Here is a 12,344-nt window from a genome sequence, read left to right as displayed (position 1 = left end):
AAAAAGGCGGCTCATTAGAGTCGCCTTCTGTCATTCTTGAATCAATTCATAAAACGTCATGAGGGTTTCCGCGAATTTCGTGTTCAATCGTTCGTAACCAAAGTGTGGGAATCCTTCCAATCGCCGGATATACACTTGGTCCCCACCGATTTTTCGACAAACATTCAACGTCAACTTCACGTCCGCAAACTGGTCGTCTGGTGCATAGAAACAGGCGAGCGGAAGGCGTGGCAGATGCTTCTTCTCTTCCTGATGCTCGACGATTTCTTCTTCGATCTCCCGATATTGCGCATATGTGATTTCTCCGAATCGGGACGACTCGTCTCCGCCGCCAGTAAATGTCATCATCCCGAGTGGCAAGTCAGGGCGAAAACGGTCGACAGCACTTGCGACGACTTGTTTCAACCCACCGATTTGACGAGTGGCATGCCAATCAAACAATGGGGAGATATATGTGAGACTCCCGAGTGGCACATCGTACTCCTGTAAAAGGCGATTCGTTAAGAGTGCGCCAAGACTGAATGCCACGACATGAATCGGTAATTTATATTCTCCTGCCTCGCGCAATGCTCGCTTGATTAGTTGCTTATGGTCACCCGCCGTCAATCCAATCGATTGTTCGCGGACGACGATGACTTCATACTCGTCTTCGAGCCGTCGAATAAAGTTCTCGCTGATCCGTGACGTGAATTGTAACGGATACACGATGACGATGACTCCTTTTCGTACTTCTTCATTTGCCATACAGCCGTCACCTCGTTTATAGACTACATTCATTGTATCAAAAAAACATCAGCCGCAACTGATGTTTAAATAAAATCCGTCTGGAGGCTTAGCTCGGGTCATATCGTAAATGGATGAGTTCCATCGGGCGATCATACACCTCTTCCTGGATGCGATTCACTTCTTTGAAAGATTGATGCAAGAGGAAGGCGATTGCTTGCTCATTCGAATTCTCAACGTACACTTCCATCGGCTGTTCTTTTTTCGATTGAAGGTGGGCCAAAAAGGCTGCGCCGTAGCCGTTTCGATGATAATCGGGGTGCAGATAGAGGCGGAGCATCTCCCACATGTCACCGCGATCGATGGCATGACAAAATCCGATGACATCTTCTTCATATTCGCCAACGATAAAATACTGTTCTCGTGCTTCTTCACTTGAACTGATTGCTCGTACAATCTCTTCTTGCCGATACGCGCGTTCCATCGCTCTCGTTCGATTGGAATCATCCTGTGAAATGGTCGCCAGCGCGATGTTCCGAATCAGCGTCGCATCTTCTGGCACTGCTTCCCTCATGTTCATGACAGCTTCCCCCTTTTGGCCAATCTATTTGTATCATTCCCTATCCCGGTGTTTTTATCCTGCTCCTTCATTTCTTTTTCATGACGATTCATCAGAAAACGTTACGTAGACATTGCTCTAGGGTATAACACAACCAATGCCAATCAAACGAAGGAGTGGAACCACATGGAACCTAGACAAGAACATGACCCGAAAGTAGAACAGACAGCAAACCCGAATCGCCAATTCGATCAATTGGACGGGGGAAGTCCAAAAATCAGTGTCGTGACCGGGATGTTGCTCGGTGCACTCGTCGGTGGTCTACTCGCCTTACTTAGCTCCTCGAACCGGGAGCAGACAAAGCAATCTCTCTCGAATGCGAAATCGTCGGTCGGGGGCATCGTCAACGAAGTGAAACAAGATCCTGCCGGAAAGGCGTCTCAAGTCATTGAACAAGTGAAGTCGGCCTCGACAAAGATTCAAGAAGTCTCTACAGATGTCCAAAACGTATACGAAAAAGTCGTCGGGGAAGTCGATACCGTGAAAGAGGACGTCACTAAAATCGTCGAGACGGCTCAAGAGGCCAAGTCGGACTTACAGAACATCGGGGAGAAAGTCGTCGAAGCGAAGGATACGGCGCTTGGACAAGATCCGACAACCGATTCTTCATCCGATTCGAACAAACAGGTACCACCGACAGCATAAAAAAACGACCTTTCCTCGGAAAGGTCGTTTTTGATGATTACGCGAAACGTTTCGCGCCTTCTTCAAGAATGGCTGCTTTATCTGTTTGCTCCCATGGGAGTTCGATGTCTGTACGACCGAAGTGACCGTAAGCTGCCGTTTGTTTGTAGATTGGGCGACGAAGGTCAAGCATCTTGATGATGCCTGCTGGACGGAGATCGAAGTTCTCGCGAACGAGTTCAACGAGTTCCGTTTCGCTCAATTTACCTGTGCCGAACGTATCGACAGCGATTGATACTGGGTGTGCAACACCGATTGCGTATGCAAGTTGAACTTCTGCTTTATCAGCAAGTCCTGCTGCAACGATGTTTTTCGCTACATAGCGGGCTGCGTATGCCGCTGAACGGTCAACTTTTGTAGGATCTTTACCAGAGAATGCACCGCCACCGTGACGAGCGTATCCACCGTACGTATCGACGATGATCTTACGTCCAGTCAAACCTGCGTCCCCTTGTGGTCCACCGATTACGAAGCGACCAGTCGGGTTGATGAAGTATTTTGTTTCAGCATCGATGAGTTCAGCCGGAATGACTGCCTCGATGACATGTTTTTTCAAATCTTCTTGAATTTGCTCAAGCGTGATTTCTTCAGCGTGTTGTGTCGAAATAACAATCGTATCGATGCGCACAGGGTTGTTGTCCTCATCATACTCGACCGTTACTTGCGTCTTCCCGTCCGGACGAAGGTACTCGAGCGTACCGTTCTTACGCACTTCAGCAAGACGACGTGACAACTTGTGTGCTAACGAGATTGGAAGCGGCATGAGTTCAGGTGTCTCGTTTGTCGCATATCCGAACATAAGACCTTGGTCTCCTGCACCGATTGCATCGAGTTCCTCTTCAGTCATCTGACCTTCACGTGCTTCAAGCGCCTGGTCAACACCTTGCGCGATGTCTACCGATTGCTCATCGATTGACGTCAAGACCGCACACGTTTCAGCATCAAAGCCATATTTCGCACGCGTGTATCCGATTTCGCGGATTGTTTCACGGACAACTTTCGGGATATCCACGTAAGTTGACGTTGTGATTTCACCAGCTACGAGTACAAGACCTGTTGTGACAGACGTTTCTGCCGCAACACGGGCATTCGGGTCTTCCGCTAAAATGGCATCCAAGATGGAGTCAGAGATCTGATCACAAATTTTGTCTGGATGTCCTTCAGTAACCGACTCTGAAGTAAAAAGTCGACGGTTCAATTTTGACATTCAAAAAACCTCCTATAATAAGGGTATTATGTGGACGGTACTCGTTCCCCTTACGCGTTGCTTTGGGACGGTAATGAAAAAAACCTCCCCCGATGACATACATGGGGAAAGGTTGAATCGTTCTTCCTTACCCTCTTATCGTTCGAAGCTAATGGCTTCGCTTCAGGATAGCACCTTTTCCGCACAAGACTTCATGTCGGACGGTTGCTGGGCTTCGTAGGGCCTTGTTCCCTCCACCGCTCAGAATAAGAGTATCCGTTACGAAAACCATCATATAAATGACACTCGATTATGTCAAGGGAATCGGACGAATTCGTAAAAGTTTTCACAGACTTGCAAAACATTTCTGTTTGTGAATCGTCAAACATTTTTTTATTTCGTTTCTTTTTTTTAACACCTTGTGATAAGAGAATGTGATAAAATGACTTTGTAAGAAAGCGCTTACTTAGAGAGAAGAAACGCTTGTTTTTAATTAGTGTGTCACATATAATTAAAAATGTCATACTGATTAATCGTAATCGCGTAAGTATGCGGATTTCATCCACATCTATTTAGGGGAAAGGTGGGATTCAGGATGGCGACAACGCTCCTGAAAATCGAAGAATTAATTAATGGTGCCGACATGTTACGGAACTTGACGGTTCCAGAGCTGGTGGAAGAAGCCATTCAAAATGGTGAAGGTGTACTGACAAAAGACGGGGCATTATCTGTCAGCACCGGTGCTTTTACCGGACGGTCACCGAAAGACAAATTCGTCGTACAAGATGAAGTCAGCAACAACCTCGTCGATTGGGGTAAAGTGAACCAACCGATCGCAGAAGAGAAGTTTTCAGCACTTCTTGACAAAGTTCTCAACCATTTAGAAAAGAAGGATAAGCTGTATTATCTAGAAGCATCCGCTGGTGCAGATGAACACTATACGTTGCCTGTCCGTGCCATTACGGAGTATGCGTGGCACAGTCTGTTCGCCAAACAATTGTTCTTACGCGAATGGCCGACGAAAGGTGCGTTCGATCCGTTCACGGTAATTTATGCACCGAGCTATAAAGCAGACCCTGCGGTCGATGGTACGAACTCTGAGACGTTCATTCTCGTTTCATTCGCCAAGCGCACGATTCTGATCGGGGGAACAGAATACGGTGGCGAAATTAAAAAATCGATCTTCTCCGTCATGAACTTCTTGCTACCTGAGCAGAACGTGTTATCGATGCACTGTTCAGCAAACGTCAACGATGCGAACGAAACGGCACTCTTCTTCGGATTGTCGGGCACTGGGAAGACAACGCTCTCGGCTGACCCTGAGCGTCACTTGATTGGAGACGACGAACACGGATGGTCACCGGACGGGGTCTTCAACATCGAAGGAGGTTGTTACGCGAAGACGATCAACTTGTCTCGTGAGAACGAACCTCAAATCTACGATGCGATTCGCTTCGGTTCATTGATTGAAAACGTCGTGTTGAATGAAGATCGTACACCGGACTATAAGAACATTTCCTTGACGGAAAACACACGTGCGGCATATCCAATCGAGTTCATCGACAATGCGATGCTCCCATCTCGCGCCGGTCATCCGAATACGATTGTCTTCTTGACGGCAGATGCATATGGCGTCTTGCCTCCGATCAGCAAACTGACGAAAGAACAGGCGATGTACCACTTCTTGTCGGGTTATACGTCAAAACTTGCCGGCACCGAGCGCGGTGTCACAGAACCACAGGCGACATTCTCGACTTGCTTCGGTTCACCGTTCCTTCCGCTCGCTCCAGAGCGTTACGCGGATATGCTCGGTAAATTGATCGAGCAACACGACGTGGATGTCTACCTCGTCAACACAGGTTGGACTGGCGGTGCATACGGTGAAGGTTCACGTATGAAACTCGCGTACACGCGTGCGATGGTCAACGCCGCAGTCAACGGTCAACTTCGTGACGTCGAGACGAAGAAACATGACATTTTCAACGTCGAGATTCCAGTAGCCATCGAAGGCGTACCGAGTAACGTGCTCAATCCACGTGATACGTGGAGCGACCCAGCTCGCTACGATGTCGAGGCGAAGGCACTCGCGATGAAGTTCAAAGAGAACTTCACACGGTTCACGAAAGCGAGTGAATCGGTCATCGCAGCCGGCCCACTGGTCATCTAATACGAAAGCACCGACTCATCGAGTCGGTGCTTTTGCTTGTCGTAACATCCATTCCATCGCTTGTTCGGTCGTCTCCCATTTATCCCAAAACGGGAGTTGGTGTCCGAACGGAAGCACCCAAAACTCTGCCTGCTCCCCTAACTTCTCGGCGACTGCCGTCGCATGGCGCAAACGGACCTGCTCGTCATCCGTACCATGGATGATCAGCGTTGGTGCATCCCATTCCTTATAAAGCGGAGAACGTTCTGTATATGCTGTTTCTGCCGATTCGGGGTCTCCCCCCGTCATGCGACGTAACATCTTCCGCATCGAGCGTTGCTCTTCATATGTCCACTCTAGATTCGTCACACCGGCCCATGAGGTGACGGTAGTGACCGGTCGTTCAGATGCGAGAGAGAGTGCCATCATCCCACCGCGCGAAAAACCGAGTGCATGAATCGGTCGTCCACTCGTTTGGACGCGATCATAAAGTGAGAGTACGTCTTCTAAATCCTCTCCACCGAAGTCTTCTTTTCCCGTACCTCCGTGATTGCCTCGATAAACCGGGGCCACCACATGAAAACCACGTGCCGCAAACTGCATGAGGCGCGGTAACCGAACGTCCCCGATTCGTGCCGTTCCCCCTCGTAAGTACATCAGCACCTGTCCAATCGACCGTTTCGGTTCAATCGAATAGGCGACGACCTCTTCCCCATCATTCGTCGTGTACCATCCACGCGTCACCCGGTAACCGGCGTATGGTGGCAACACGTCGATTCGATCAAACCAGTTGTTGCTCATGGAGCACCCTCATCGTTTCTGGTAAGACACGGTCCTTCATCATAAAGCTGTAACGTGGATTCCGTAGTAGATTGTCCGGTAAGACATCAATCAAGACGGCCCCATCCGTCTCGTCGACTGCGGGATGATCTTCGAATCGTTCAATCTCCGCAAAATAGATATTTTTGATGACGGTGTCACCACGACCGAGCACACGATATTGCCCCATGTATCGTAACGTCTTGACGACGCCTCCAGTCTCTTCATATACTTCCCGGATGGCCGCGGCATCCTCATGTTCGCCCGGTTCGACTTTCCCACCTGGGAACTCTAGCCCGCGTTGTTTATGCTTCGTCAATACCCATTTGTCCTTGTAACGGGCGACGACCCAGACGTGGAGCGGCGTGTCTGAGAACGGATAATGGGTGAAGCTTAACTCGACTTGATTATGATAGTAATCCTTGAATGTCTTCATAGTCCATCCCTTTCTTTCCCCTGTCTACTCTCACTTTACCTTGTCTGCACCCAGTTTCAAACAAAAAAATCGGTCCGACGCGCGGACCGATTCGTTTTCTTATTGATTCAAGCGTTTTTCGAGTTCTGCTTTTTGTTCTTCATACCCTGGTTTACCGAGTAGTGCGAACATGTTCGCTTTGTATGCTTCGACGCCTGGCTGGTTGAACGGGTTCACCCCGAGGATGTATCCGCTCATCGCACATGCTTTCTCGAAGAAGTAGAACAAGTAACCGAGGTGGTACGGTGTCATCTCTGGCAATTCGACGACGAGGTTCGGTACGTCGCCATCTGTATGCGCGAGGAGCGTTCCTTCTGTCGCCTTGTCGTTCACGAACTGAATCGTTTCCCCTGCGAGGAAGTTCAAACCATCCAAGTCTTGTGCGTCTTCTGGGACGTTCATTGTGTGACGGACTTCTTTCACACGGATGACTGTCTCGAACAAGTCACGACGACCTTCTTGAATGTATTGACCCATCGAGTGAAGATCAGTCGAGAAGTCGACAGCCGCAGGGAAGATTCCTTTGTTGTCTTTTCCTTCAGATTCTCCGTAAAGCTGTTTCCACCACTCAGACACGTAGTGAAGGGCTGGCTCGTAGTTGACGAGCATCTCAATCGATTTGCCTTTCGCGTAAAGGGCGTTACGTACGACCGCATACTGATACGCTTCGTTCTCAGCCAATTCTGGTGAGCTGTAAGCGTTTTGTGCATCACGCGCCCCTTCCATCAAGGCATCGATATCGATTCCTGCAGCAGCAATCGGGAGAAGTCCGACCGGTGTGAGGACAGAGAAGCGTCCACCGACGTCATCTGGAATAACGAACGTCTCGTATCCTTCTGCGTCCGCGAGCGTCTTGAGGGCGCCACGGGCACGGTCTGTCGTCGCATAGATCCGCTCACGCGCTCCATCTTGACCGTACTTGTCTTCCATGAACTGCTTGAGGACACGGAATGCGATGGCAGGTTCTGTCGTCGTTCCTGATTTCGAGATGACGTTGATTGAGACCTCTTTCCCTTCAAGCACTTGAAGCAATTCTCTCATATACGTTGAAGAGATGTTGTGACCCGCATAGAATACTTGCGGCGCCTTGCGCTCTTCTTTTGACAATACGTTGAAGAACGAATGTTGAAGCATTTCGATCGCTGCACGGGCACCGAGGTAAGATCCTCCGATTCCGACGACGACGAGAACGTCTGAATTCTCGCGAATTCGTTCCGCCGCAGCTTTGATTCGTGCGAACTCATCTTGATCGTATTCGGTCGGAAGGTCGACCCACCCAAGAAAATCACTTCCGGCACCGCTCCGCTCGTGAATCACCGAGTGAAGGGTTTTTACCGTTTCTTGCATTTGGTCGATTTCATGCTTCCCTACGAATGAGAGCGCGTTTGAATAATCGAAACGTACAGTTGACATGTCATTTCCTCCTTTAAATCGCTCGTAAAAGAGCCATACATGACCCATCATAAACGGAAACGCTAGATTCGTTCAATCATTATTGCAAAATAGGCAAGAAATCGCCTTATTTACTGAGTTCGAGAATATGCGCGACATCTTCCCGTTCGAGTGTACGGAAACGACCGAATGCGCCACGTTTCATCGCAGAATCGAGAATCGCATCGAATGTCGACTCATCGATCTCATAGTCACGAAGCGAGTTCGGTGCACCGAGTTGGTCAAAGAATGCACGTACAGCTTGGATCGTACGTTTCCCTGTTTCCAAATCGTTCTCGCCAGGCTCGACATCAAATACTTCTGTACCGAGTCGTGCGAAGCGAGCCGCGTTGTCTTCATCTAATACATGCTCCATCCAACGTGGGAAGAGGATCGCGAGACCTCCAGCATGCGGGATATCATGGACAGCGGATACGGCGTGTTCGATGTTGTGCGATGCCCAGTCACCCGATGCACCCATTTGCAGGACACCGTTCAATGCCATCGTACCTGAGAACAAGATGATGGCACGAAGGTCTATGTTCTCTAAATCGTTCACGAGTTTCGGTGCCGATTCAACGACCGCTTTCAACACACCTTCTGTCATGCGTTCCTGTACCGGCGCATGGTTCGGGTGGAAGTATTGCTCGAAACAGTGGCTCATCATGTCGACGATGCCATAGATTGTCTGGTCTTTTGGAACCGACACGGTGTAACGTGGATCGAGAATCGAGAATGTCGGGAAGACGAGCGGGTGACCCCATCCAAACTTTTCTTGAGTCTCCCAGTTCGTGATGACCGATCCCGAGTTCATCTCCGACCCTGTCGCAGCGAGTGTAAGGACTGTCCCGAACGGTACCGCCTCTGTCGGGATATGTTCACGAAGCACGATGTCCCACGCGTCCCCGTCATATGGAATCGCTGCTGAAATGAGTTTTGTACAGTCAATGACGGAACCGCCACCGACAGCAAGCAAGGCGTCAACGTCCTCTTCACGCGCAAATTTCACCGCACGACGTACCGTCTCGATGCGTGGGTTCGGTTCAACACCTGAGAAGTCTACGTATGAGATGCCTGCTTTTTCAAGCTCGGCCACGACTTCATCGTACGTCCCGTTCTTTTTGATGCTTCCGCCACCATAGACAAGCATCACTTTCTTCGCGTCGAGCGCTTCGAGTTCTCCTGCTAATTTTTCGATCTGATGTGTCCCAAAAATTAGTTTTGTCGGGTTTTTGTATTCAAAGTTGTGCATAAGTCATCCTCCTCATAGAAATATGTAACACCTACACTATATACCCTGTTTTTACGGAATGAAAAGTATCGTGCTTATGCGTAGATGCGATCGATGATCCGATGCAAGATGACCGCTTCCTCCGCTTGACGATAGTTCGGCTCTTCTCCACAGGCCTCAAGGAAGAGTCGGATTTGCCGCTCATACGGGTCGTGTTCAGTCAAATAAGCTGGTCGCTCGTCAAACAATGCCCCATATTTCTCCGTGTGGAGCGTGAGCGGGAACAGACTGGCTCCGGCGTTCGTGCCGCGACATTCCACACGCATCGTATCTTTCTCTTCGATATTGGCCATATAGCTGACGTCGAGCAATAAGGATGCCCCATTTTCAAACGTGATCATCGCCCTCGCCGTATCCTCGACCGAGAGCGAACTCGCGTCCCATTCCCCTAACAAACCGACACCCGGTCGATTCCCTAAATATTGACCGACGTGCCCAACGACCTCTCTCGGTTTCGGGTATCCCATCAAATGAAGCGCTAGGTCTAACATATGCACACCGATGTCGAGCAGGGCGCCCCCGCCTTGCAGTTCTTTATTCGTGAAGACTCCCCATCCCGGAATGCCACGTCGCCGAAGCGCGAGCGCCGTCGCTGCATAGATATCTCCAAGTTCTCCCGCGTCAATCATTCGCTTCAACAGAACCGTATCTGCACGATGTCGGTAATGGAATCCGTAATGCAATGTTTTTCCGGCTCGTTTTGCCGCTTCTAACATCTCAATTGCCTCATTCTCCGAGATACCGGGTGGTTTCTCACAGAGAACGTGACATCCTGCTTCAAGCGCAAGCAGCACTTGCTCTTTATGTAAGGCGTTTGGTGTACAGATACTGACCGCATCGAGATTTTCGCGTGAAAGCATCTCTTCGACCGTCTCATAAAGGTTCGGGATGCCGAACTGCCGGGCGACACGTTCCCCGTTTGCCCGTGTCCGGTTCATGACCGCTATCACATCCATCCCTGCTTTGACATAATTCGGGATATGGGCACTCGTCGCAATTCCTCCCGTTCCGATGATGCCAATCTTCATGCCATCCCCTCCTATTCGCTTTACAGTTTCGTCATTCAATTCGCCGATTCCTGTAAAATAAAAAAGGTGACCCGTTTAGAACGGGCCACCTTGGGACACTTACTTCTTGAAGTTTGTGTTTTTGATCCAGTCTTCAAGTTTGTCTTTGAGGACTGTGAATCCTGGAGCTTCTTCTTGCTTGAAGTTTGAAGATGCTTCGTTGCGGCGTGGCGCACGACGAGCTGGCTTCGCAGACTTCTCGCGTTTTGGAGCTTCTTGAGTCGCTTTCATTGAAAGCTTGATTTTTTTAGAAGCTTCGTCCACTTCAAGGATTTTCACTTCAACTTCTTGACCAACTTGAACGTAATCGTTTACGTCTTTTACGTAGTCGTGTGAGATTTCTGAAATGTGTACAAGACCTTGAGTCTCATCGTCGAGTGCTACGAAAGCACCGAAAGGTTGGATTCCTGTTACTTTACCTGTTAATACTTGATCTTTTTCGTATTTTGCCATTACAAACAACTCCTATGCTAAATTCATCAACTTACTATAACATACTTTTTTCGATAAAGTGTAGAATTTAGTAAAAAAGATTATTTTTGACGTGTTGGTATGTTTTAAAGTCGAAGTGCGGGGTAAATACAAATCAAGCAAGACTTCAAGTATTCCCCCCTGATTCCGCTAGGCGACTCGCCTAGCCCTTTTTTTGTTCAAAATGTCGTAAACGGCTTCTGATGACGAATCGGATAGACCGTTTCCCCAGCCATGTCGTTCAAAATGACCGCATTTCGATAGACTGCCATCCCGAGATTCGTCGCAGCCGGACCATGTGAATGCTCTATATTCGTGTGCGTAAACAACTTTCCGCCTAGCGACTCGCTCATGATCACCTCATACGTGTCACGGACTGCCCATTCTCCCTCTACTTCCCATACAACCGGGAGCTGATTGATCCAAGATGGGATCACCGGGCGATACCCCGTCGCCACGACAACGAGATCGTACTCTCTTTCAATCACTTCTCCCGTATACCGTTGGGTTCCTTTCAAACGATGTGTTAACCAATCATAAGAAATCGATTCCACTTCGACCTGTGTCATCATATCAGCCTTCGTCGCTTTCGCTTCTGCCGTCCGATGATACAACGTCTCATAGATCGAGGTCATCGTCTCAGGATTGACACCATGACGGAAACGCTCGAATGACCCGAGTAGCTCTTGCCGAGCGTCGTACGGTAGTTTATGAAAATAATCGACATAATCCACACTAAAAATTTCATCCCCAAGCTTGCCTGCTTCGAGTGACTCAAATTGTTCGGAGCGTGTGATCCAGTCGACGCGTTGTTCATCCGTCGCTTCACGCAACAAGTCCAGAAAGACTTCCGCCGCACTCTGTCCACTCCCGACGACCGCGACACGATATCGGTCTTTGAGGACGTCCCGGTACGTCAAATAATCGCTCGTATGAATGATTTGTTCAAACCCGTCCGGCACGAATGGCGCCGCCCCTGTCCCTAGGACGAGATGTCTTGTATGAACTTGTGTCGATTGCCCGTCCGATTCGACGGTCACGAGGAAGCCCTCTTCTTCCGCTCGGACGTCAGATACATAATGACCGAAACGAATCGTCGACAGTTGGTTAACAACCCACCGCAAATAACGGTTGTATTCCGTTCGAGGAATCTTATCTTGTTCTTGCGTGATAAATGTTTGGAGTCGACCCGTATCACTCAAATAGTTCAGAAAACTCGATGGATGGGTCGGGTCCGCCAATGTGACGAGATCTTGTAAATAATGCGTCTGCATCGTCATCCCTTCAATCAACATGCCTTCATGCCACATCATCTCCGCACGTTGCTCAAAGCAAACCCCATGCAGTTCAGTCTTCTCCGCAAGGGCCATGAGACCAAGATTATACGGACCACACCCGATTGCAACAAAGTCAAATCGTTTCATCATCTTCA

Annotated in this window: 12 protein-coding genes and 1 riboswitch; of the genes, 2 read left to right on the top strand and 10 right to left on the bottom strand. The window is 49.2% G+C overall.

The genetic code is table 11. The features are described from left to right. Nucleotides 1-30: 30 nt before the first annotated feature. On the bottom strand, nt 31-744 hold the full coding sequence (locus KNO69_RS03965) for an alpha/beta fold hydrolase (RefSeq protein WP_074036433.1): 714 nt from the start codon (nt 742-744) through the stop codon (nt 31-33). Between the two features lie 88 nt (nt 745-832). After that, the gene (locus tag KNO69_RS03960) at nt 833-1,303 is read right to left on the bottom strand and encodes a GNAT family N-acetyltransferase (RefSeq protein WP_159562569.1); all 471 of its coding nucleotides are present in this window, start codon (nt 1,301-1,303) and stop codon (nt 833-835) included. A gap of 165 nt (nt 1,304-1,468) precedes the next feature. Here KNO69_RS03960 and KNO69_RS03955 point away from each other — a divergent pair, with 165 nt between their 5' ends. Continuing rightward, complete coding sequence (locus KNO69_RS03955) at nt 1,469-1,987, top strand: hypothetical protein (RefSeq protein ID WP_074036432.1); 519 nt, start codon at nt 1,469-1,471, stop codon at nt 1,985-1,987. A gap of 37 nt (nt 1,988-2,024) precedes the next feature. Here KNO69_RS03955 and metK read toward each other — a convergent pair whose 3' ends face one another. Beyond that, nucleotides 2,025-3,233, bottom strand: a complete 1,209-nt coding sequence (metK, locus tag KNO69_RS03950; RefSeq protein WP_012726792.1) for a methionine adenosyltransferase — start codon at nt 3,231-3,233, stop codon at nt 2,025-2,027. Nucleotides 3,234-3,365: 132 nt separating this feature from the next. Next, nucleotides 3,366-3,485, bottom strand: a riboswitch (SAM riboswitch). A 322-nt stretch (nt 3,486-3,807) separates the two neighbouring features. Between metK and pckA the strand changes: the two genes are divergently transcribed. Further along, on the top strand, nt 3,808-5,379 hold the full coding sequence (gene pckA, locus KNO69_RS03945) for a phosphoenolpyruvate carboxykinase (ATP) (protein ID WP_214816168.1): 1,572 nt from the start codon (nt 3,808-3,810) through the stop codon (nt 5,377-5,379). Between the two features lie 15 nt (nt 5,380-5,394). Here the strand turns inward: pckA and KNO69_RS03940 are convergent, their stop codons facing one another. The 7 genes from KNO69_RS03940 to KNO69_RS03910 all read right to left on the bottom strand — a co-directional run bounded on the left by KNO69_RS03940 (nt 5,395) and on the right by KNO69_RS03910 (nt 12,336). After that, nucleotides 5,395-6,159, bottom strand: coding sequence for an alpha/beta hydrolase family protein (locus KNO69_RS03940; RefSeq protein ID WP_214816165.1), 765 nt, complete (start codon nt 6,157-6,159; stop codon nt 5,395-5,397). Continuing rightward, nucleotides 6,140-6,613, bottom strand: a complete 474-nt coding sequence (gene ytkD, locus KNO69_RS03935) for an RNA deprotection pyrophosphohydrolase (RefSeq protein ID WP_012726795.1) — start codon at nt 6,611-6,613, stop codon at nt 6,140-6,142. The genes KNO69_RS03940 and ytkD overlap by 20 nt, the downstream gene beginning before the upstream one ends. A 99-nt stretch (nt 6,614-6,712) precedes the next feature. Further along, the gene (locus tag KNO69_RS03930; RefSeq protein ID WP_012726796.1) at nt 6,713-8,065 is read right to left on the bottom strand and encodes a glucose-6-phosphate isomerase; all 1,353 of its coding nucleotides are present in this window, start codon (nt 8,063-8,065) and stop codon (nt 6,713-6,715) included. Between the two features lie 106 nt (nt 8,066-8,171). Then, nucleotides 8,172-9,335 carry an iron-containing alcohol dehydrogenase gene (locus KNO69_RS03925; RefSeq protein ID WP_078147230.1) on the bottom strand — a complete coding sequence of 388 codons (1,164 nt, stop codon included), beginning with the start codon at nt 9,333-9,335 and terminating at the stop codon, nt 8,172-8,174. Between the two features lie 74 nt (nt 9,336-9,409). Beyond that, on the bottom strand, nt 9,410-10,402 hold the full coding sequence (locus KNO69_RS03920) for a Gfo/Idh/MocA family protein (protein WP_078147231.1): 993 nt from the start codon (nt 10,400-10,402) through the stop codon (nt 9,410-9,412). Nucleotides 10,403-10,501: 99 nt separating this feature from the next. After that, nucleotides 10,502-10,894: a S1 domain-containing post-transcriptional regulator GSP13 gene (yugI, locus tag KNO69_RS03915; RefSeq protein WP_074033496.1), complete on the bottom strand. Its 393-nt coding sequence runs from the start codon at nt 10,892-10,894 to the stop codon at nt 10,502-10,504. A gap of 197 nt (nt 10,895-11,091) precedes the next feature. Continuing rightward, nucleotides 11,092-12,336: a lysine N(6)-hydroxylase/L-ornithine N(5)-oxygenase family protein gene (locus KNO69_RS03910; protein ID WP_168169848.1), complete on the bottom strand. Its 1,245-nt coding sequence runs from the start codon at nt 12,334-12,336 to the stop codon at nt 11,092-11,094. Between the last annotated feature and the right edge of the window lie 8 nt (nt 12,337-12,344).

Source organism: Exiguobacterium sp. s131 (assembly GCF_018617345.1).
GTDB classification, from domain to species: domain Bacteria; phylum Bacillota; class Bacilli; order Exiguobacteriales; family Exiguobacteriaceae; genus Exiguobacterium; species Exiguobacterium profundum.
Note: the sequence above shows the minus strand (reverse complement) of the source record. Positions and strands in the feature narration are given on the sequence as shown.